The organism is Pantoea sp. SOD02 (assembly GCF_024707505.1).
Classification (GTDB): domain Bacteria; phylum Pseudomonadota; class Gammaproteobacteria; order Enterobacterales; family Enterobacteriaceae; genus Pantoea; species Pantoea symbiotica.
In genome coordinates this window covers 1,317,465-1,338,804 of the sequence record NZ_CP102604.1, presented here as the reverse complement: position 1 = coordinate 1,338,804, position 21,340 = coordinate 1,317,465, and the positions used below count along the sequence as shown (strand labels likewise).

The 21,340-nt window shown below is 56.3% G+C and carries 20 protein-coding genes and 1 riboswitch; of the genes, 7 read left to right on the top strand and 13 right to left on the bottom strand.

Going from position 1 to position 21,340, the window contains the following annotated elements; genetic code table 11:
• The first annotated feature begins 51 nt into the window (after window positions 1-51).
• The gene (locus NR302_RS06215) at window positions 52-1,104 is read left to right on the top strand and encodes a L,D-transpeptidase family protein (RefSeq protein ID WP_008102664.1); all 1,053 of its coding nucleotides are present in this window, start codon (window positions 52-54) and stop codon (window positions 1,102-1,104) included.
• Window positions 1,105-1,270: 166 nt separating this feature from the next.
• Here the strand turns inward: NR302_RS06215 and NR302_RS06210 are convergent, their stop codons facing one another.
• Window positions 1,271-2,296: a transporter gene (locus tag NR302_RS06210; RefSeq protein ID WP_008102665.1), complete on the bottom strand. Its 1,026-nt coding sequence runs from the start codon at window positions 2,294-2,296 to the stop codon at window positions 1,271-1,273.
• A 162-nt stretch (window positions 2,297-2,458) separates the two neighbouring features.
• Here NR302_RS06210 and NR302_RS06205 point away from each other — a divergent pair, with 162 nt between their 5' ends.
• Window positions 2,459-4,069: an inorganic phosphate transporter gene (locus tag NR302_RS06205; RefSeq protein WP_258144799.1), complete on the top strand. Its 1,611-nt coding sequence runs from the start codon at window positions 2,459-2,461 to the stop codon at window positions 4,067-4,069.
• 12 nt (window positions 4,070-4,081) lie between these two features.
• Window positions 4,082-5,002 (top strand): polyphosphate kinase 2, encoded by a 921-nt coding sequence (gene ppk2, locus NR302_RS06200; protein ID WP_154153256.1) that lies wholly within the window; start codon window positions 4,082-4,084, stop codon window positions 5,000-5,002.
• Here ppk2 and NR302_RS06195 read toward each other — a convergent pair.
• The 4 genes from NR302_RS06195 to NR302_RS06180 all read right to left on the bottom strand — a co-directional run bounded on the left by NR302_RS06195 (window position 4,999) and on the right by NR302_RS06180 (window position 9,288).
• The gene (locus NR302_RS06195; RefSeq protein WP_258144798.1) at window positions 4,999-6,201 is read right to left on the bottom strand and encodes an MFS transporter; all 1,203 of its coding nucleotides are present in this window, start codon (window positions 6,199-6,201) and stop codon (window positions 4,999-5,001) included. The two genes, ppk2 and NR302_RS06195, sit on opposite strands and share 4 nt — an antisense overlap.
• Window positions 6,202-6,330: 129 nt before the next feature.
• Window positions 6,331-7,287: a tRNA dihydrouridine(16) synthase DusC gene (gene dusC / locus NR302_RS06190; RefSeq protein WP_258144797.1), complete on the bottom strand. Its 957-nt coding sequence runs from the start codon at window positions 7,285-7,287 to the stop codon at window positions 6,331-6,333.
• A gap of 4 nt (window positions 7,288-7,291) precedes the next feature.
• Window positions 7,292-8,680 carry an ATP-dependent RNA helicase RhlE gene (gene rhlE, locus NR302_RS06185; RefSeq protein ID WP_008102680.1) on the bottom strand — a complete coding sequence of 463 codons (1,389 nt, stop codon included), beginning with the start codon at window positions 8,678-8,680 and terminating at the stop codon, window positions 7,292-7,294.
• A 215-nt stretch (window positions 8,681-8,895) separates the two neighbouring features.
• Window positions 8,896-9,288 carry a YbhQ family protein gene (locus NR302_RS06180; RefSeq protein ID WP_007890591.1) on the bottom strand — a complete coding sequence of 131 codons (393 nt, stop codon included), beginning with the start codon at window positions 9,286-9,288 and terminating at the stop codon, window positions 8,896-8,898.
• A 177-nt stretch (window positions 9,289-9,465) separates the two neighbouring features.
• Between NR302_RS06180 and NR302_RS06175 the strand changes: the two genes are divergently transcribed.
• Genes NR302_RS06175 through NR302_RS06165 form a run of 3 tightly spaced genes read left to right on the top strand, consistent with a single transcriptional unit; the run spans window position 9,466 to window position 12,442 of the window.
• Window positions 9,466-10,227 carry an endonuclease/exonuclease/phosphatase family protein gene (locus NR302_RS06175; RefSeq protein WP_154191953.1) on the top strand — a complete coding sequence of 254 codons (762 nt, stop codon included), beginning with the start codon at window positions 9,466-9,468 and terminating at the stop codon, window positions 10,225-10,227.
• Entirely contained in the window at window positions 10,224-11,468 is a 1,245-nt protein-coding gene (gene clsB / locus NR302_RS06170; protein WP_258144796.1) for a cardiolipin synthase ClsB, read from the top strand. The genes NR302_RS06175 and clsB overlap by 4 nt, the downstream gene beginning before the upstream one ends.
• On the top strand, window positions 11,468-12,442 hold the full coding sequence (locus NR302_RS06165; RefSeq protein WP_008102686.1) for a lysylphosphatidylglycerol synthase domain-containing protein: 975 nt from the start codon (window positions 11,468-11,470) through the stop codon (window positions 12,440-12,442). The genes clsB and NR302_RS06165 overlap by 1 nt, the downstream gene beginning before the upstream one ends.
• A 72-nt stretch (window positions 12,443-12,514) precedes the next feature.
• On the opposite strand, the gene NR302_RS06160 is transcribed toward NR302_RS06165, so the two are convergent.
• From NR302_RS06160 to moaA, 7 genes are all read right to left on the bottom strand, one after another.
• Complete coding sequence (locus NR302_RS06160; RefSeq protein ID WP_258144795.1) at window positions 12,515-13,222, bottom strand: Bax inhibitor-1/YccA family protein; 708 nt, start codon at window positions 13,220-13,222, stop codon at window positions 12,515-12,517.
• Between the two features lie 63 nt (window positions 13,223-13,285).
• Complete coding sequence (locus tag NR302_RS06155) at window positions 13,286-14,380, bottom strand: DUF1615 domain-containing protein (protein ID WP_154191948.1); 1,095 nt, start codon at window positions 14,378-14,380, stop codon at window positions 13,286-13,288.
• An 80-nt stretch (window positions 14,381-14,460) separates the two neighbouring features.
• The gene (gene moaE, locus NR302_RS06150; RefSeq protein ID WP_008102692.1) at window positions 14,461-14,913 is read right to left on the bottom strand and encodes a molybdopterin synthase catalytic subunit MoaE; all 453 of its coding nucleotides are present in this window, start codon (window positions 14,911-14,913) and stop codon (window positions 14,461-14,463) included.
• Between the two features lie 2 nt (window positions 14,914-14,915).
• On the bottom strand, window positions 14,916-15,161 hold the full coding sequence (moaD, locus tag NR302_RS06145; protein WP_061717329.1) for a molybdopterin synthase sulfur carrier subunit: 246 nt from the start codon (window positions 15,159-15,161) through the stop codon (window positions 14,916-14,918).
• Window positions 15,154-15,639 carry a cyclic pyranopterin monophosphate synthase MoaC gene (gene moaC / locus NR302_RS06140; RefSeq protein ID WP_154153274.1) on the bottom strand — a complete coding sequence of 162 codons (486 nt, stop codon included), beginning with the start codon at window positions 15,637-15,639 and terminating at the stop codon, window positions 15,154-15,156. Before moaC ends, moaD begins: the two co-directional genes overlap by 8 nt.
• A 2-nt stretch (window positions 15,640-15,641) precedes the next feature.
• Entirely contained in the window at window positions 15,642-16,157 is a 516-nt protein-coding gene (moaB, locus tag NR302_RS06135; RefSeq protein ID WP_258144794.1) for a molybdenum cofactor biosynthesis protein B, read from the bottom strand.
• Window positions 16,158-16,174: 17 nt separating this feature from the next.
• Window positions 16,175-17,161: a GTP 3',8-cyclase MoaA gene (gene moaA / locus NR302_RS06130; protein WP_258144793.1), complete on the bottom strand. Its 987-nt coding sequence runs from the start codon at window positions 17,159-17,161 to the stop codon at window positions 16,175-16,177.
• Window positions 17,151-17,286: riboswitch (molybdenum cofactor riboswitch) on the bottom strand. It overlaps the preceding gene by 11 nt.
• A gap of 196 nt (window positions 17,287-17,482) precedes the next feature.
• On the opposite strand from moaA, the gene yvcK reads away from it, so the two are divergent.
• Window positions 17,483-18,385: a uridine diphosphate-N-acetylglucosamine-binding protein YvcK gene (gene yvcK / locus NR302_RS06125; protein ID WP_008102701.1), complete on the top strand. Its 903-nt coding sequence runs from the start codon at window positions 17,483-17,485 to the stop codon at window positions 18,383-18,385.
• A gap of 61 nt (window positions 18,386-18,446) precedes the next feature.
• On the opposite strand, the gene uvrB is transcribed toward yvcK, so the two are convergent.
• Complete coding sequence (gene uvrB, locus NR302_RS06120) at window positions 18,447-20,468, bottom strand: excinuclease ABC subunit UvrB (RefSeq protein WP_008102704.1); 2,022 nt, start codon at window positions 20,466-20,468, stop codon at window positions 18,447-18,449.
• Window positions 20,469-21,340: the final 872 nt, after the last annotated feature.

The following is a 21,340-nucleotide window of genomic DNA, read 5'->3' as shown; positions in this document are numbered from 1 at the left end:
GGATTCGACACACTGACAAGCCTGAAACATGGCCATAACGACTTGAAAAACATGAAAATGAGCATTCGCGCGTTCGCTTCACTCGCCCTCGCACTGGCGGCGTTCAGCCAGTCGGCATTTGCAGTAGTCTATCCGCTGCCGCCGGCTAACAGCCGTCTGATCGGCGAAAACATTGAAATCACCGTACCTGATGACAGCAAACTTCCGCTGGAAGCCTTTGCTGCTCAGTATCAGATGGGCCTCAGCAACATGCTGGAAGCCAATCCGGGCGTTGACGTTTATCTGCCGAAAGCTGGCACTAAAATGATCATCCCACAGCAGCTGATTCTGCCTGACGCGCCGCGTGAAGGCATCGTGATCAACAGCGCTGAGATGCGTCTTTATTACTACCCGAAAGGCACCAAGACTGTGGTCGTGCTGCCAATCGGTATCGGCGAGCTGGGTAAAGATACGCCGATCAACTGGACAACGGCGGTTGAGCGTAAGAAAGATGGCCCAACCTGGACGCCAACCAAAGCGATGCACGCAGAATATGCGGCACGCGGCGAGAGCATCCCTGCGGTGTTCCCGGCTGGCCCGGATAACCCGATGGGCCTGCACGCGCTCTATATTGGCCGCCTGTATGCGATTCACGGCACTAACGCCAACTTCGGTATCGGTCTGCGCGTGAGCCACGGCTGTGTGCGTCTGCGTGCTGACGACATCAAATGGCTGTTCGACAACGTGCCGGTTGGTACGCGCGTTCAGTTCATCGATCAGCCGGTGAAAGCCACCGTTGAACCAGATGGTTCGCGCTATGTGGAAGTGCACAATCCGCTGTCGACCACCGAAGAGCAGTTCAACTCACGCGAAGTGGTGCCGATCAACCTGACTTCCGCTGTGACCAAAGTGATTGCTGATGCCAGCACCAACCAGGATGCGGTCAACAACGCTATCCAGGCGCGTAACGGTATGCCGATCAAGATTAACGGTCCAGCAGGCGAAGTTCAGCCAGCACCGGTTCCGGTTCAGGAGTCTTCTGACGCATTGCCTAAAGAAGAGCCAATGACACCGCAAGGTATCAACGGTGCAGCGCCAGCGGCGCAGCCGACTACCAGCCTGTAATCGCGGTTTAAGATGTGAAGAGCCAGCCTGCGGGCTGGTTTTTTTGTGCCTGCTTTAAGAAGGTCGCCATAAATGGCGACCCTACGGAAACGGCAAGATCGCCATTCATGGCGACAGCGTCCGTTCCGGGTTTTGTAGGGTCGCCATTTATGGCGACCTTGCCAAATCAATCCCGCGGTCGTCGAAACGCCAGCCAACCCGCCACTAACGTAAACGCCAGCACCACCAACACCAGCAGCAAAAAGCCGTGCGGATTATTCGCCAGCGGAATCCCGCCCACGTTCATACCAAAAAATCCCGCCACGATATTGATCGGCAGCGCCAGCACGGTAATCACCGTCAGCAAAAACAGTGTGCGGTTGCTCTGCTCCATCAATCGCGCGGCAATCTCTTCCTGCAGCAAGCGAATGCGTTCCATCAAACTCGCCAGGTCATTCAGCGCCACGCTGAACTCTTCGGTGAAAATCCGCAGCTCGCCTAATGGTTCACGCTTCAGCCATTTGGGCGGACGATTCAACAGGCGAAACAGCGCCGCCGGTTCCGGTGCCAGTAAACGCTGCACGCGCAACAGCATACGACGCAGCTGCCCAAGCTCGCGGCGGTTGGTTTTGATCGCCGCACTCAGCAAGCGCTCTTCAATCGCATCCACCGCCTGACTGGATCGCCGCACCACTTGCTCCAGCTGCGCTTCCTGCTCGCCAAGCAGCCACAGCAGCATCGCATCCGGCTCCGCGAACTTCAGCCGATCCATCTGCTGATGCATGCGCTCAATCATGCCAACCGGGCGAAAACGCGCGGTAACCACCACACGCGGGCAGCACCACATCCACAGCGTGGCGTTCTGCGTGCTGCGTTCCTCTTTACTGAAAGTCACGTCATTGAGCACCGCCAGCAGCGCATCGTTTTGATGGGCTAAACGGGTGCGCGGCGAAGCGGAATGTATCTCGTCGAAAAAGTCGTGGTCTACGCCAAAGTGGTCCTGAACCCAACGCTCTGCACGTGCGTGATTAAGGTTGATGTGCAGCCAGATAAAGTACGATTCCGGCAGCTGCTGCTGCGCCAGCTGGGCCGCTTCACGCGCATTGAGGCGCTGGGGCGGCGACGCGGGGGTAAACAGATAACCGTGAATCAATCCGGCGACTTCGTTGTTGAAGTCCGGCAGCGAGGCGAGTGGTAGTACGGGCTGGAGCATTAGCAGGTCATTCCGCAACGGTCAGATCCACAGCGTGCGACAGCTTTGTTGCAGCACGATGACACAGCGTGATCGCCATCATCATTCTGTCATACAAACCACGTATCACACTGCCAGTAACGGGTGCCGTTCGAGCATCGTGATTTAACACTGAGGTGTTTTATGGCTGAAAACAGTTTACCTGCATCGACCTCCTCGTCCCACAGCGGACGCCCGAACCTTAACCGCGGCAACGGTCCAGCCTCACGCCTGATCTTTGTACTGTTGCTGATCGCTGGCCTGATGTATGCCGGCATTAACCTGTTTAATGATGTTGAAGAGACTGGCGCGCCGGTCACCAGTTATACGCCATTCGTACTGCTTGGCGTGGCGCTAATCATCGCGCTCGGCTTTGAATTTGTGAACGGTTTCCACGATACCGCCAACGCCGTCGCCACGGTGATCTACACCCATTCGCTGTCGCCGGGCGTGGCGGTGATGTGGTCCGGCTTCTGTAACTTTATGGGCGTGCTGCTCTCCAGCGGCGTGGTGGCGTTCGGCATTATCTCGCTGTTGCCGGTGGAGCTGATTCTGCAGGCGGGCAGCGGCCACGGCTTTGCAATGGTATATGCGCTGCTGTTCTCGGCGATTATCTGGAACCTCGGCACCTGGTATTTCGGTTTGCCGGCCTCCTCTTCGCATACGCTGATCGGTTCGATCATCGGCGTCGGCGTGGCGAACGCCTTGCTGCATGGTCGCAGCGGCACCAGCGGTGTGGACTGGGATCAGGCGATTAAAGTCGGTTATGCGCTGCTGCTGTCGCCAATTGTCGGCTTCGTCTGTGCCGCCCTGTTGCTGCTGGCGATGAAAGCCTTTATCCGCAATCGCCAGCTGTATGAAGCGCCAAAGGGCAATCAGCCGCCGCCGTTATGGATTCGCGGCTTGCTGATCCTCACCTGCACCGGCGTCTCTTTCGCGCATGGCTCGAATGACGGCCAAAAAGGCATGGGCTTAATCATGCTGATTCTGGTCGGCACCATGCCGATTGCCTATGCGCTGAACCGCTCGCTGCCGCCGGAGCAGATTCCGCGCGTCGCCGCCTTAACTCAGGTGACGGAACAGCAGCTGCTGACGCTGCAACCCGCGCCCGCCGCCATGCCCGCGCCGCGTGAAGTGCTGACCGAATTCGTGCGCACCAACCAAAATCGCCCGCAAGTGTTGCCGGCGCTTGGCATGATGCTCGGCGATATTGGCGATCAGATTCGCCGCTATGGCGCGGTTGAGAATATCCCGGCGCAGGCGGTGACCAACACGCGTAATGACATGTATCTGGCATCGGAAACCATCAAGCATCTGCAAAATGCCAAGGTGACGCTACCGGAAGAGACCGCGCGCAACCTGGCGGCGGTGAAGAAAGAACTGGATGCCGCGACGCGCTTTATCCCGATGTGGGTGAAAGTGGTGGTGGCGATAGCGCTGGGCCTCGGCACAATGGTCGGCTGGCGTCGCATTGTGGTAACGGTGGGCGAACGCATCGGTAAAACCCATCTCACCTACGCGCAAGGGGCCAGCGCCGAACTGGTGGCAATGGCGACCATCGGCGCGGCGGATGTGTTTGGCCTGCCGGTTTCCACCACGCATGTGCTCTCTTCGGGCGTCGCCGGTTCGATGGCCGCCAACCGTTCAGGTTTGCAACTTTCCACCATCCGCAATCTGGCGATGGCGTGGGTGCTGACGCTGCCGGTTTCTGTTTTACTTTCGGGGCTTCTTTACGCCCTGTTTATCCACCTGTAACGGGAGAAAATAATGGCGACACACGACAATAGCTTCCACAGCGAGACCTTTAATCAGCGTCTGCTGCAGGAGTTTTACGACAGCTACGACGAAGAGCTGGAGATGGAGCTGGATGACCTGCGTTTTAACGACAGCGACGAGCCGCAGGCTGATGACGATAAAGCCTTTCGTCGTCGTTATTTCCGCGAACTGCTGCATCTGCAAGGCGAGCTGGTGAAGCTGCAGGATTGGGTGATGCGCACCGGACATCGCGTGGTGATTCTGTTTGAAGGGCGCGATGCGGCGGGAAAAGGCGGCGTGATCAAACGTATCACTCAGCGTCTCAATCCGCGTACCTGCCGCGTAGCCGCCCTGCCCGCGCCCAACGATCGTGAGAAAACGCAGTGGTATTTTCAGCGCTATATCGCCCATCTGCCGGCCGCCGGTGAGATCGTGATGTTTGACCGCAGCTGGTACAACCGCGCGGGTGTCGAGCGCGTAATGGGTTTCTGCAACGAAGATGAAGTGGAAGAGTTTTACCGCAGCGTGCCGGAGTTTGAAAAAATGCTGACGCGCAGCGGTATCCAGATCATCAAATACTGGTTCTCGATCACCGATGAAGAGCAGGAGCTGCGCTTCCTCAGCCGCATTCACGATCCGCTTAAACAGTGGAAGCTGAGCCCGATGGATCTCGAAAGCCGTCGTCGCTGGGAAGATTACACCGAGGCGAAAGAGGAGATGCTGGAGCGCACCAATATTCCCGAAGCGCCGTGGTGGGTGGTACAAGGCGTGGATAAGAAGCGTGCGCGACTCAACTGTATCAGCCATTTGCTGCAGCAGATGCCATACGAAGAGAGCGAAGCCAAACCGATTATGTTACCGCCGCGCGAACGTTCTGAAGACTATCGCCGCGCGCCGGTACCCGAGCACATGGTGGTGCCAGAGAAATACTAAAGCGCTTGCGCGGCCGTCTGGCGGCCGTGCTGTTGGTGCAGGCGCAGCGTGATGACAAACGCGCCGAGTACCATCAGCGCCGCCGCCAGATAGACCGATTGCATGCCCCAATGACCAATCAGCAAGCCCGCCACCGGTCCGGTTAATCCCAGCCCTAAATCGAGAAACGCCGAATAGGTGCCAAGCGCCGAACCCTGATCCTGCTGCTGGACGCGCTTCACCGCCTCAACGCCCAGCGCCGGGAACACCAGCGAGAAACCGCCGCCGGTAAGGAACGCGCCCAAATCCACCAGCCAGATACTGTCGGCCTGCCAAATCAGCAGCAAGCCGGCACACTCCAGCACGAACGACACCAGCGCCACTTTCAGGCCACCAAAACGCGTGATGTAGCGGCCAAAACCGAGGCGCACAATCACAAAGCCGAGGCTGAACAGCGTCAGCGCGAACGCGGCTCCGCTCCAGTCGCGGCTGGCGAAATAGAGGGTGATAAAGGTGGAGATTACACCGAAGCCGATGGTGCCAAAGCCGAGCGCCAGACCAAACATCCACACGCGGCTGACCACACGATGAAACGGAATGCGCACGCCGGCGGTAACGCTGACGCCCGCTTTGCGGCTCGCCATCCAGAATCCGGCAACGCCCATGATCGCCACCAAACCGGCAAAGCCACTAATGCCAAACCACTGATTAAGCAGCACGCCGAGCGGCGCACCAATCGCCATGGCGAAATAGGTCGCCACGCCGTTCCACGAGATCACGCGCGCGGTTTGCAGCGGGCCGACAATGTTCATGCCCCACAGCGTGGATCCGGTGCTGCTAAAACTTTCACCGACGCCGAGGAACAAGCGGCCCGCCGCCAGCAGCGCCAGGCTCAGCAGCGGCATATCGCTGCACAGCGCGGCGATAATCGATAGCACGCCGCTCATGCCGCAGAACACCAATCCCATCATCACCACGCGTTTTGGACCGTAGCGATCCGCCAGACGACCGGAATGCGGACGGCTTAACAGCGTGGCGAAGTATTGCAGGCTGATGATCAATCCGGCGATGAATGAGCTGAATCCAAGCTGGTTATGCACGAATCCCGGCAGCACCGCCAGCGGCAAACCCACCGAAAGGTAGCAAAAGAAGGTGAAGACAATGACGGAGAGAATACGTTTATTTAACTGAGCGTTACTCAGTACAGCGGCGTCAGACATGGAAGGTGGCGTCGGGCATGATGATGAAATTGAACGACAACTATAACCTTAGCCTGCTAATAGATCGCGGATTTTTTAGTTATAAAGTTTATATGCACTTGTGTGAGAAGGTCGCCATAAATGGCGACCCTACGAGGATTTGATGATTGCTGATGCATGCCGCTCAATCGCGGTGGCGATTTCGGCGGAGACTTTGAGGGTGCGAACTTCGCTGAATAAGCCGTCGGCTTGGTGATACGCCTTGCGCAGGTAGCCAAGCCACTGCTTGATGCGCGCCACGTGATACATGCCGGTATCGCCCTGCTTTTCCAGCTGAGTGTACTTCAGCAACAATGCGACCACGTCAGACCACGGCATCGGCGCTTCGTTGTACTTCACCACGCGCGCCAGATTCGGCACGTTGAGCGCACCGCGTCCAATCATCACCGCATCGCAGCCGGTAATGCGCATGCAATCCTGCGCGTCCTGCCAGTTCCAGATTTCACCGTTGGCGATCACCGGAATGCTCAGACGCTGGCGGATTTCGCCAATCGCCTGCCAGTTAATGCTCTCGGCGCGATAGCCATCTTCTTTGGTACGACCGTGCACCACCAACTCGCTGGCACCGGCTTGCTGCACCGCATCGGCGATTTCAAAGCGACGATCGCCGGAATCCCAGCCCAATCGTACTTTCACCGTCACCGGCAAATGATCCGGCACCGCTTCACGCATCGCTTTCGCGCCGCGATAAATCAGTTCGGGATCTTTCAGCAAGGTGGCACCGCCGCCGCTGCCATTTACCAGCTTCGACGGACAACCGCAGTTGAGATCGACGCCCCAGGAACCGAGTTCCACCGCGCGCGCGGCGTTCTCTGCCAGCCATTCGGGATATTGCCCGAGCAGCTGCATGCGAACGCGCGTGCCTGACGGCGTGCGGCTGTGGTTATGCAGCTCAGGACACAAACGATAGAAGGATTTTACCGGCAGCAGCTGATCGACCACGCGCAAAAACTCGGTCACGCATAAGTCATAATCATTAACCCCGGAGAGCAGCTCACGCACCAGCGAATCAAGCACGCCCTCCATCGGCGCCAGCAAAACCCTCATGACGTTAGGCGTTCCCGGTTTTCTTCGGTGCCGGACGACGACGACCGCTGTTGGCGGCTGGCGCGGCCTGGCTTGCGCCCTGCGCTGGACGACGCGCTGAACGCGCTTCACCCTGCGGACGTGGTGCGTTGCCGCTGTGCGGGCGAGAGACGTTGCCGCCCTGTCCGCGACCCTGCCCTTGACCGCGTCCACCTTGACCGCGACCGCCGCCCTGCTGCTGACGACCGTTCTGGATTGGCTCGGCTTTGATGCTTGGATCGACTTCGAAACCAGGCAGCTCGATGCGTGGGATTTCACGCTTCAGCAGACGCTCAATGTCACGCAGCAGTTTGTGTTCATCAACACACACCAGCGACAGTGCCGCGCCGGTAGCAGCCGCACGGCCGGTACGACCGATACGGTGCACGTAATCTTCCGCCACGTTTGGCAGCTCGTAGTTCACCACGTGTGGCAGCTCTTCGATATCCAGACCACGCGCCGCGATGTCGGTGGCAACCAACACGCGAATACCGCCAGATTTGAAGTCAGCCAATGCACGGGTACGTGCGCCCTGGCTCTTGTTGCCGTGGATCGCGGCGGCGGTGATGCCGTCTTTGTTCAGCTGTTCAGCCAGGTGGTTGGCGCCGTGTTTGGTACGGGTGAAGACCAGCACTTGCTGCCAGTTATCACGACCAATCATCAGCGACAGCAGTTCCCGCTTGCGCTTCTTATCCACGAAATGCACTTGCTGTGAAACCTGCTCAGATGCGGTGTTACGACGCGCAACTTCAACCTGTTCTGGGTTGGTGAGCAGTTTTTCCGCCAGCGTTTTGATCTCGTCAGAGAAGGTGGCAGAGAACAGCAGGTTCTGACGCTTAGCAGGCAGACGCGCCAGCACGCGACGGATGTCGTGGATGAAGCCCATGTCGAGCATACGATCCGCTTCATCCAGCACAAGGATTTCAACCTGTGACAGATCAACCGCGTTCTGGTGTGCCAGATCGAGCAGACGGCCCGGTGTTGCTACCAGCACGTCAACGCCGCCGCGCAGTTTCATCATCTGCGGGTTGATGCTCACGCCGCCGAAGACCACCAGCGAACGGATATCCAGATATTGGCTGTACTCACGCACGTTCTCGCCAACCTGAGCCGCCAGTTCGCGGGTCGGGGTCAGAATCAACGCACGCACCGGACGGCGGCCACGCGCCGTGGACGGTTTTGCAGTCAGACGCTGCAGCAATGGCAGCGTAAAGCCGGCGGTTTTACCGGTGCCGGTTTGGGCGCTCGCCAGCAGGTCACGACCAGCCAGCACCACAGGAATTGCCTGACGCTGAATTGGCGTCGGCTCTTGGTAGCCTTGTTCTGCTACCGCACGCAAAATATCGGCACTTAAGCCGAGAGAGTCAAATGACATGCAGGTGTATTACTCCGAACCGTCCTGATCGCCGTAGGCGATGTAGTTTTCAGGAGGGATATGACGCAAGCGCGGGGCTCACGTGTGAAAAGGGCACAAACTACCATGCGTAAGGGCGCGAGTTTAGCAGCTTTCCGCGCGTACAGCATCCATAAAAAAAGGAGCCGCATTTGGCTCCTTTTTGTCAGGTCCGCAGGGTTGCGGTCCCTAATTGATCAACTGCGCTTCTTCTCGATGCGCTGGACCGGCTCTTTCGCCAGCAGTGATACCAGCGCCGGTCCCACCAACATCACCACGCCGAGGATACCAATCAGCAGATTGTTGTGGATAAAGCGGGAGATCAGGAACAGCGTTAACATCGCTGCGCCAAAGTAGTACGTGGTGGTCACCTCTTCGAGGGAATCACCCATTCTACGTAAACGGGCACTACGCTGCATGACCAGCATGGTAATAAATACCACCGCATAAGCTGCCACCAGGGTACTGCTCACTTCAACCAGCGCCCTATGTTTCCAGCCCCAAACCAGCGCGGCAATCACCAGCAGGTGCATTGCAATGTGCAAACAGGTTTGTCCGGTAACAATCTGAACACGATTAGACCATTTCATTCTCTTCTCCTGGCAGACCCAACAGGTCGCCCAAGTGTATCTGGCTGGAGGCCAGACGAACGTCCTCAATGTAAAGCAAATTTCGGATTACGCCCTAATTTTCTGCCCTTAACACCACCCATTTGTGACAAAGACTACACTTTGTGCTGTTGATGATGAAAAGGAGCGCGTCGAAGTATGCCACAAAATACGCAAGGATTTTCATTTAAAGTCCTGACGATCAATACCCACAAGGGGTTCACCAGCTTTAATCGCCGCTTTATCCTGCCGGAATTGCGTGACGCTGTCCGCGCGACATCAGCGGATATTGTCTTCCTGCAAGAGGTGATGGGCACCCACGCTATCCATTCACTGCACATCGAAAACTGGCCGGAAACCTCACATTACGAGTTTCTGGCCGATACCATGTGGGACGATTTCGCCTATGGCCGCAACGCCGTTTATCCCGAAGGACATCACGGGAACGCGATATTGTCACGATTTCCCATCGTTGAATATGAAAACCGCGATATTTCCGTCGCCGGAAGTGAAAAGCGCGGCATGTTGCACTGCCAAATTCGCCTGCCGGATCGTGCTGAGCCGCTGCATGTGTTCTGCGTGCATCTCGGTCTGAAAGAGAAACATCGTCAGGCGCAGATGAAGATGATGTGCGACTTCATCGATACGCTGCCACCCGATGCGCCCTTGGTGGTGGCCGGTGATTTTAATGACTGGCAGGTCAGCGCTAATCGCTTTCTCAAGCGCGCGGTGGGCTTAGAGGAAGTGTTCAGTATCAAAACCGGCCGCCCTGCCCGCACCTTTCCGGCACGTTTTCCGCTGTTAAGGCTTGATCGTATCTACATCCGCAACGCCACGGTAAGTAAGCCGTGGGCGCTGCCGGTTAAACCTTGGTCACACCTGTCCGATCATGCGCCATTAGCGGTGGAGATTTTCCTATGAGTTTCAATTGGCGCGACGGTAATCAGCTCCGTTTGCTTGAGAACGGTGACGCATTTTTCCCGCGCGTGTTAGGCGCGATTCAGCGCGCCGAGCGCACGCTGCTGCTGGAAACCTTTATTCTGTTTGAAGATGAAGTGGGTAACGACCTGCACGAAGCGTTGCTTAACGCAGCGCAGCGTGGAGTGAAAGTTGAAGTGATGGTCGATGGCTACGGCTCGCCAGATCTGTCCGATCGATTTGTTAATAGCCTGACCGCCGCTGGCGTGCGCTTTATCTATTACGATCCGCGTCCGCTGGTGCTCGGCATGCGCACCAACGTGTTCCGTCGTCTGCACCGCAAAATTGTGGTGGTCGATGAAGCGATCGCCTTTGTCGGCGGCATCAACTTCTCCGCCGAGCACAACACCGATTTTGGCGCGCAAGCCAAACAAGATTATGCGGTGGAGGTGAAAGGCCCGGTGGTGCTGGATATTGCCCAATACGTGCAGCAACAGATGGGCAGCGAACAGCACACGCGGCGCTGGTGGGGCGCGCGTTCACATCGTCCGGCGGTTAACGCCATGCCCGGTGAAGCGCAGGTGCTGTTTGTCTATCGCGATAACGACGAACACCGCGACGACATTGAGCAGCACTATCTCGCCATGCTGCGCAAAGCACAGAAGGATGTGATCATCGCCAACGCCTACTTCTTCCCCGGCTATCGTTTGCTGCGTGAGATGCGGAGCGCGGCACAGCGCGGCGTGCGCGTCAGGCTGATTGTGCAGGGCGAACCCGATATGCCGATCGTTAAAGTTGGCGCCGAGCTGCTGTACAACTATTTGGTCGATGGTGGCGTGGAAGTGTATGAATACTGCCGCCGCCCGCTGCACGGCAAAATTGCGGTGCAGGATCAGCAGTGGTCCACCGTCGGCTCGAGCAACCTCGATCCATTGAGTTTATCCCTCAATCTGGAAGCCAACTTGATGGTGCACGATCGCGCCTTCAACCAGACGCTGCGCGACAATCTGGAGTTGCTGATTCAGCAGGACTGCGTGCGCGTGGAAGATGACAAGCTGCCGCCGCGCAACTGGTGGCAACTGACCAAAGGCGTGATTGTGTTCCACTTTTTACGCCACTTCCCGGCTATAGCCGGTTGGTTGCCTGCGCATACGCCGCGCTTGTCGCAGGTTGCGCCGCCGGTGCAACCTGAAATGGAAACCCAGGATCGGGTTGAAGCCGATAATCCAGGAGCGAAACCTTAATGTCGAAAAAGAATCCGCGCTGGCAACTGGCGAAGAAAATCCTCACCTGGCTGTTTTTTATCGCGGTGATTGTGCTGCTGGTGGTGTATGCGCGCAAGGTGAATTGGGAAGACGTCTATACCGTCATCGTCGGCTACAACCGCTATGTGGTGCTGAGCGCTGCCGCGCTGGTGGTGGTGAGTTATCTGACTTATGGCCTTTACGACCTGATTGGACGCGCGTACTGCGGCCATAAGCTGGCGAAGCGTCAGGTGATGCTGGTGTCGTTTATCTGTTATGCCTTCAACCTGACGCTCAGCACCTGGGTTGGCGGCGTGGCGATGCGTTATCGGCTCTACTCGCGACTCGGTTTGCCGGGAAACACCATTACGCGCATTTTCTCGCTGAGCATCGCCACCAATTGGCTCGGCTATATTCTGCTGGCCGGCGTGGTGTTTGCGGCGGGCATGGTGCCGATTCCTTCCGGCTGGTTCATTGGCGAAACCACGCTGCGCATTATTGGCGCGGTGCTACTGGTGATGGTGGCGGTCTATTTGTGGGCGTGCGCCTTTGCGAAGAAGCGCCGCTGGACGGTAAAAGGCCAGCACCTGCAGCTGCCTTCGCTGCGCATGGCGCTGTTCCAGTTTGCCGTCTCCTGCGCCAACTGGATGGTGATGGGCATGATTATCTGGCTGCTGCTGGCGCGTCAGGTGGATTATCCGATTGTGTTAGGCGTGCTGTTGATCAGCAGTATCGCGGGCGTGATTATTCATATTCCGGCCGGGATTGGCGTACTGGAAGCGGTATTTTTGGCGCTGCTGAGTGGGCAACATGCCTCGCACGGCAGCATTATCGCGGCGCTGCTGGCTTACCGCGTGCTCTACTTTATTCTGCCGCTGTTGGTGGCGCTGGTGCTCTATTTGTGGCTGGAGAGCCGCGCGAAGCATTTGCGGCAGAAGAATGAGCAGAAGATGGAGAAATCGGTTTCGCGGTAAATATCCTCGTAGGGTCGGCATTTATGCCGACCTGGTCGCCATGAATGGCGACCCTACGAAGATATACGAGGATTAGCGGCGGTTGCCGAAGATGCGCAGCAACATCAGGAACAGGTTGATGAAGTCGAGATACAGCGTCAGCGCGCCCATGATGGAAGTGCGACGCAGGTTCTCTTTATCATTGACGTTGATGTTCTCGCCAATCGCCTTCAGCTTCTGCGTGTCATAGGCGGTTAAGCCGACAAACACTACCACGCCGATATAGGTAATCGCTTGCATTAGTGCCGAGCTTTTTAACCAGAAATTCACTAGCGACGCCAGTACGATACCAATCAACGCCATAAAGAGCAGACTGCCCAAACGAGTTAAGTCACGCTTAGTGGTGTAACCATATAAACTCATCGCACCGAACATACCTGCCGTTATAAAGAAGGTGCTTGCTATGGATGTGTCTGTGTAAATACGGAAAATACTGGCTAAAGTCAGACCCGTGAGTGCTGAATAGAGCATAAAAAGACTGGTTGCTACTGTGCCACTTAAGCGGTGAACCATGCCCGACAACACAAAAACCAATCCCAATTGCGCAATAATCAAGCCGTAAAAAACAACTCGGTTAGCAAAAATGAAAAACATAACCTGATCGTTGTTCGCAGCAAACCACGAAACAAACGCGGTGAGCAGCAAGCCGCAGGTCATCCAGCCATACACCTGCGCCATGTAGGTCTGCAGCGAGGTGGATGCCTGCTGCACGATTGAATCATTACGTGGATATCGATCCATGAAGCGCCTCATTAGCTTTTACGTTAACAAACTCTGTAAGTGTGGAGTGTACACCCGTTTGCGTCAACGGCGCGTCAAGCACTGTTGATAGCGGCCATTAACGCGCTGGGCAAACCACGCGGTGGTGAGATTGCGGGTGATTTTCGGGCTCTCCAGCTTGATGCCCGGCAGCATTTCGCGCGGCAGACGTTTTCCGGCCATCTTATCGGCAAGAATAAAGGTCTGCTTCCACAGCGTGCTTTTGGCAAAATCTTCGCTGTCGCCCTTCTCCAGATCGCGGCGGATTTCACGATTGCTCATATCCAGCTGCTTGCTCAGACTGCGTACCGCCAGTTCGGTGGAGCCGGCCTGCTCGCTGCCATACATAATCAAGTCGCCATCCAGTTCCAGCTTGATGCCGCTGGCGCGCGCAATTGCCGCCTGGAATGCCGCGTTGCGACTGGCGTACCAACCGGCGTTGAAATCAGCAAAGCGATAGAGCGGCTGGCTATAATCAGCTGGATAGCCGAGCAGATGCAGCGTGCCGAAGTAGATACCACCGCGACGGGTGAAGACTTCTCGACGAATCGAACCGTCAACCGCATACGGATAGCCTTTGGCGTGCGCTTCCGCAAACTCAATGCTGACCTGCATCGGCCCGCCGGTATGAATCGGGTTAAGGTTGCCAAACAGTTTCTGCCCCATCGGCACCATATCGATGAAATCATCAAAGATGGCGCTCAGTTCTTTCTCGCTGCGCACTTTATCCAGACGCGCGGCATAGCTTTCACCGTTCGGCGATTTGATCAGCAGCGCGGTGCGCACCAGAAATGCCGGAACGTGTACTTTGGCGGCGCGGCGATCGATTTCGCCCCATGCGATTTTCGGTAAGCCCGGTACTTCCGCATCAGCACTGAAGTTGGACTCCTGATCGGTGACGGCAATTACCGCGCAGATGTTGCTGACGCTGGCATCGATTTGCTGCACGCGGAACGCGGTATAGATGTCGTCGGCCCAGGCGGACTTTTGCTTAACGTCGCTGGGCAACAACTGCTGGATTTGGCTTTTCACATCGGCGGGCTGACGTGCAGGCACCTGCGGCTCTTTTTTGGTGCTACAACCAACCAGCACCAGCGCAGCCAGCAATGCTGCGCCTTTCATCATCTTGCTCGTGTTCATCCTGCTCCCTGACGCCAACAAAAACCGTACCTTAACGTTTTCAGTGGCCTGCCGCTATCGGAGCCGGAGGATTTTGCGCGCTAGCTCCAGCGCTCAGCAGCCTGATGATCGCTGTCGCGGGCATCGACCCAGCGATCGCCTGCAGCGGTAGCTTCGCGCTTCCAGAACGGTGCGCGGGTTTTCAGGTAATCCATGATGAACTCAGTGGCAGCGAAGGCGCTGCTACGATGCGCGCTGCTGACGCCCACAAACACGATCTCATCGCCGGGGAACAGTTCGCCAACACGATGAATCACCGTGACCTGCTGCAGCGCCCAGCGCTGACGCGCATCTTCAACAATATCGGCCAGCGCTTTTTCCGTCATGCCGGGATAGTGCTCCAGCGTCAAGGCCGCCACGCTAGCGCCGAGATTGTGATTGCGCACTTTGCCGGTGAAAGTGACAACCGCGCCGTCGCTGTCATGGGCGGCGAGTTTTTCGTACTCTTCGCCGACGTTGAACGGCTCTGAACCCACACGAATCCGCGTTTCCATCATCAGCCTCCAGTGACCGGCGGGAAAAAGGCCACTTCATCACCGGCACGCAGCGGATGAGTCATCGGCACCAGCGTTTGGTTTACCGCCGCCAGCAGCTTGCCAGATTCCAGCGCCAGCGCCCAGCGATCGCCCTTCTCCGCTAACGCCGCGCGTAATGTCGCGACGTCATCATATTCTGGAGCCAAATCAAGTGAGCTGGTGCCGGTCAATTCACGCACCTGAGCAAAAAACATTACCTTAATCATGGCTCACCGCCTTGAAGTCGCCGGACTTGCCGCCGCTTTTAGTCAGCAAACGCAATTGGTCGATGACGATGTCTTTTTGCACCGCTTTGCACATGTCATAGATGGTCAGCGCCGCGACGGATGCCGCCGTCAACGCTTCCATCTCGACGCCGGTTTTGCCCGTCAGACGACACAGCGAGGTGACGCGCACGCGATTGTGCTCGGGTTCAGCAATCAAACTGACTTCCACTTTGCTCAGCATCAGCGGATGACAGAGCGGGATCAGTTCCCAGGTACGTTTTGCCGCCTGAATACCGGCGATGCGCGCGGTGGCGAAGACGTCACCTTTGTGATGGCTGCCGTCAATAATCATCTGCAGCGTTTCGGCGCTCATCAGCACCAGCGCTTCGGCCTGCGCTTCGCGCACCGTTTCGGTTTTGCCAGAGACATCCACCATGTGGGCTTCGCCAGCGGCATTGATATGAGTTAACGATGACATGCTTACAACTTCTTCAAATGTGAGACGAAATTACACGGACGCGTACGCGCATCCAGTTGATCTTCAATAATGCGTTCCCAGGCGCTGCGGCAGGCGTTGGTCGATCCCGGCACGGCAAAAATCAGCGTCTGATTGGCTAATCCGGCCACCGCGCGCGACTGCAGCGTTGAGCTGCCAATCTCTTCATAGGAGATCATGCGGAACAGCTCACCAAAGCCTTCGATTTCGCGGTCCAGCAGCGGCAGCAACGCTTCTGGCGTGCTGTTTTTGCTGTTGAAGCCGGTGCCGCCGTTAACGATCACCACTTGCACATCGTCGCTGGCGATCCAGCGCGACACAGTGGCGCGAATGCGATAGCGGTTATCCGGCACAATCGTGCGATCCACCACCTGATGCCCGGCTTCCGCCAGCGCTTCACGCAGATAATCGCCGGATGTGTCATTGCTGGCATCGCGGCTATCCGAGACGGTCATCACCGCCACATTTAAGGCGACAAATTCGCCAGAAGGTTTACCCATGGCCGTAACTCCTGTGTTTAGCCACCAATAAAGGAGAGATTTTGTGTGATGCCGGTGTTGCCCTGATGCAGGAAATGCGTCTGCTTTTTCTGTCCAAGGCTGTGCGCAATGCGTGCCTGCAACGCATCTTGCTGATCGTCAGAGGCCAGCAGATCGCGCAGCGACACGCCGCCATCGCCAAACAGGCACAGATGCAAATTGCCCAGCGCCGAGACGCGCAGGCGGTTGCAGCTGGCACAGAAATCTTTCTCGTACGGCATGATCAGGCCCACTTCGCCCTGATAATCGGGATGACGGAACACCTGCGCCGGGCCGTCGCTGCGACCGCGCGGCTGGCGTTGCCAACCTTGCATGATCAGCTGATCGCGGATCACTTCACCGGAGATGTGATGACGGCGGAACAGATCGCTGCCTTCGCCGGTTTCCATCAGTTCGATAAAGCGCAGTTGAATCGGTCGCAGGCGCAGCCACTCAAGGAAGGTGCTGAGACTGTGGCTGTTCACATCGCGCATCAACACGCTGTTGACTTTCACCTTCTCAAAACCGGCATCAAAGGCGGCGTCGATTCCCGCCATCACCTCGGCAAATTTGTCCTGGCCGGTAATGGCGTGAAACTGGCGTGCGTCGAGGCTATCGACGCTGACGTTGATGTGGGTGAGACCGGCAGCGCGCCACGCACGTACGTCACGCGCCATGCGGTAACCGTTGGTGGTCATCGCGATCTGGCGAATAGCGGCGTTTTCTCGCACGGCGGCGATGATGTCGGTGAAATCGCGACGCATAGAGGGTTCGCCGCCCGTCAGGCGCACTTTTTCCGTGCCCGCAGCCGCAAAGGCACGCGTCACGCGACGAATCTCATCCAGCGAGAGAAAGCTTTTATTGTGCGTACCGTTCGGCTTGTAGCCATTCGGCAAGCAGTAGGTACAACGGAAGTTACACACATCCGTGACCGACAGGCGCAGATAGTAAAAGCTGCGCGCGTAGGCATCTGTAAATTGTGGCACCTGAACACCTTTCCAAAGTCGGGAGATGCAGTCATTTCTTTCTGCACCCTGGCAGCTCAAGGCTGCGGCCTGCATTCCATATCTTTAACGACTTAGGAAACCAGGCTTGGGAGTTTGTTGTCATTATGGACAACACGGTTAAAACGAATGGTAGCGCGATTAGCGATTCGCATCCATCAGTGAATTTCGCTATATATCTTGATGTATAACGTGTTTTTCACCGCATTTTCGCGACAGGATACGGTAAAATGCATCACAGATATTGATGCACATCAGTTCAACTACGCCTCAACGCGAGGACGTCAGTGACAAAGGAGAAACATGAATCGAACCCTGGCAGATTTGGACCGCGTAGTGGCATTAGGTGGCGGACACGGTTTGGGCCGCGTGATGTCGGCGCTGGCACCGTTAGGCTCGCGCTTAACCGGTATTGTCACCACCACCGATAACGGCGGATCCACCGGCCGCATTCGCCGCTCGGAAGGCGGCATTGCGTGGGGCGATATGCGCAACTGCATCAATCAGCTGATCACCGAACCGAGCGTCGCCACGGCGATGTTTGAGTATCGCTTCACCGGCAATGGCGAGCTGGCCGGGCACAACCTGGGCAACCTGATGCTGAAAGCGCTCGATCACCTAAGCGTACGCCCGCTGGAAGCCATCAATATCATTCGTAATCTGCTTAAGGTTGATGCGTTTCTGATTCCGATGTCGGAACAGCCGGTCGACCTGGTGGCGCAGGATGGCGAAGGCAATATGGTGTACGGCGAAACCGCGATTGATGAGATGAAGCAGCCGCCCGAAGAGTTGATGTTGCATCCCAATGTATTGCCGACTCGCGAAGCGATTGAGGCGATAGGCGAAGCGGATTTGATTCTGATTGGCCCCGGCAGTTTTTACACCAGCCTGATGCCGATTCTGCTGATGGAAGACATGGCGCGCGCGCTGCGTCGTACACCTGCCACCATGGTGTTTATTGGCAATCTGGGCCGCGAACTGAGCCCGGCGGCAGCCAGCCTGAATGTGGCCGATAAGTTGGCGATTATGGAGAAAGCGATTGGCAAGCGGGTGATTGATGCGGTGGTGGTCAGTCCGGCCGCCGATATTCGCGGTGTGGAAGAGCGTTTAATCATTCGCGAACCGCTGGAAGCCGCCGACATCAAATATCGCCACGACCGCCAGCTGCTGCGTATCGCGCTGGAACACGCCATTCAGGCCGTGTAGGGTCGCCATTTATGGCGACCTGGTTACAACCATCACGATTATGGCGACCTGGCTACAACCATCACGAAGCCGCAATAAACAGCTCACGCAATTGATGTAACTGATCGCGCACGCTGGCGGCTTCTTCGAACTCCAGGTTCTGCGCGTGTTGCTGCATCTGCCCTTCCAGCTCGTGAATTTTCTTCTGCATCGCCTGCGGCGTAAGCGCCATATAGTTAGCTTCGGCTTCTGCCGCAGTGCGTGACGCGGTTTTGCCTTTGCCGCGCGTTTTCACCACGTTTTTACCGAGCTCAAGAATATCGGTGATCTTCTTGTTGAGCCCTTGCGGTGTAATGCCATTCTCTTCGTTGTATTTCTGCTGCTTCTCACGACGGCGCTCGGTTTCGCCCATCGCGCGCTCCATCGACGGCGTGATTTTGTCGGCGTAGAGAATCGCCCGGCCGTTGATGTTACGCGCGGCGCGGCCAATGGTCTGAATCAGCGAACGCTCGGAACGCAGGAAGCCCTCTTTATCGGCATCGAGAATCGCCACCAGCGATACTTCTGGCATATCCAGACCTTCTCGCAGCAAGTTGATGCCGACCAGCACATCAAATTCGCCGAGGCGTAAATCGCGGATAATCTCCATACGTTCCACGGTATCGATATCCGAGTGCAGATAGCGCACCTTCTCGCCGTGCTCCACAAGGTATTCGGTGAGATCTTCCGCCATACGCTTGGTCAGTACGGTCACCAGCACGCGCTCGTTGATTTCGACACGTTTGCGGATTTCCGACAGCAAATCGTCCACTTGCGTCGCCACCGGACGCACTTCCAGCACCGGATCCAGCAGGCCGGTTGGGCGCACCAGCTGATCAATCACTTCGCTGCCTGATTTTTCCAGCTCGTAATTGCCCGGCGTGGCCGACACATAAATGGTTTGCGGCGCGGCCGCTTCAAACTCTTCAAAGCGCATTGGACGGTTATCCAGCGCTGACGGCAAGCGGAAACCGTATTCCACCAGCGTCTCTTTACGCGCGCGGTCACCGCGATACATGCCGCCAATCTGCGGAATAGTAACGTGCGATTCGTCGACCACCAGCAAGCCATCCGCCGGTAAATAGTCGAACAAGGTCGGCGGCGGCTCACCCGGTCCGCGACCGGAAAGATAGCGCGAGTAGTTTTCGATGCCGGAGCAGTAACCCAACTCGTTCATCATTTCGAGATCGAACTGCGTACGCTGGGAAATACGCTGCTCTTCAAGCAGCTTATTGTTCTCCAGCAGCACTTTGCGGCGGATCACCAGCTCATCTTTGATCTCTTCCATCGCTTGCAGAATGCGTTCGCGCGGCGTCACATAGTGCGTTTTTGGATAAACGGTAAAGCGTGGGATAACAGAATCAATCTGACCGGTGAGCGGATCAAACAGCGACAGCCTTTCAACTTCTTCATCGAACAACTCAATACGCAGCGCGATGTCATCCGATTCGGCCGGGAACACATCAATCACTTCGCCGCGCACGCGGAAGGTACCGCGCTGGAAGGCTTGATCGTTGCGGGTATATTGCAGTTCCGCCAGGCGACGCAGAATGCTGCGCTGATCGATAATCATGCCGCGCGTCAGGTGCAGCATCATTTTCAGGTAGAGATCGGGATCGCCCAAGCCGTAGATCGCCGAAACCGAGGCCACCACAATCACATCACGACGCTCCAGCAGTGCTTTGGTCGCCGACAGACGCATCTGCTCAATGTGTTCATTCACCGAGGCATCTTTCTCGATAAAGGTGTCAGAACTCGGCACATAGGCTTCAGGCTGATAGTAATCGTAATAAGAGACGAAAAACTCCACCGCGTTATCCGGGAAAAACTCCTTCATCTCGCCGTAGAGCTGCGCTGCCAGGGTTTTATTCGGCGCCAGCACCATGGTCGGACGGTTGAGGTCGGCAATCACGTTCGCCACGGTAAACGTTTTACCAGAGCCCGTCACGCCCAACAGCGTTTGATGCGCGAGTCCATCTTCCAGCCCCTCTTCGAGACGGCGAATCGCCTCAGGTTGATCGCCTGAAGGCTTGAAAGCGGAGTTGAGTTTAAAGGCTTTGCTCATGTTTTAGCGGTTCCAGCAGATGAAGTCGGCGGGCAGGCTGCTAATTCTACTCTGCTATGGCGAATTTGCCAGAAAAAAATACTGGACATAATTACAGTAACCTTGCACGATAATGGAACCTGAAGCCGATTTTCTTCAGTGCAATTTAAGCGGCAGCCAGCAAGCTCTTGTTGCGCAATGTTATCCCCAAGCGGAGGACGCTTTTAACATTTGTCAATAGAGTGTCATTAAATTGCAGTCCGATGACAAGCCAGATAATTCGCATGCTTGATTTTAACTAACCTGCTGTTTTAACTGACATTGACTCAAAAGCCCAGTTTCTCATCATAATGTATGAAGGCCGCGAATTTACTCGCTTGCACACGGTTTTCAGTCGCTAATGCACAAGGTTATCCACAGTAATGGTGGATAAGTGAATCCAGCCCCGAGCCCATCGGCTGTGTATAATTTTCTCTCGCCCATTCTTAAGCGCGAAAAAAAATTTTTTCGCATTTATTTTTCTCCTTCTGCGTGCCGCATTAACCCTTCTTTTTCCCTGTTTACCTCTCCTTGCCGGGAGAAAAGCCAGGCTTTAAGACCATTTATTTCCCCGGTTATTGCCTTACGAACGATCAAATGCACCAGAAACGTTAAGCAGTCAGCACCGTCAAAGTGCAGCTAATTTATCACCGCCGGCAATTGTTAAGCGTTTCTCAACTTTTAGCGGTTGATTTGTCAGGTTTCCGACCTGGAAAGAGTTAAATTCCTAACCTGGCCTGGGAATTGCAGTGTTTGCTATATGGAGTGACGAGTCCATATCGGCGCTTGCCGACGACAGCGGTGTCCATCAATCGTGCACGACTGTATGCCAGACGACACAGAGCGGGAGCATT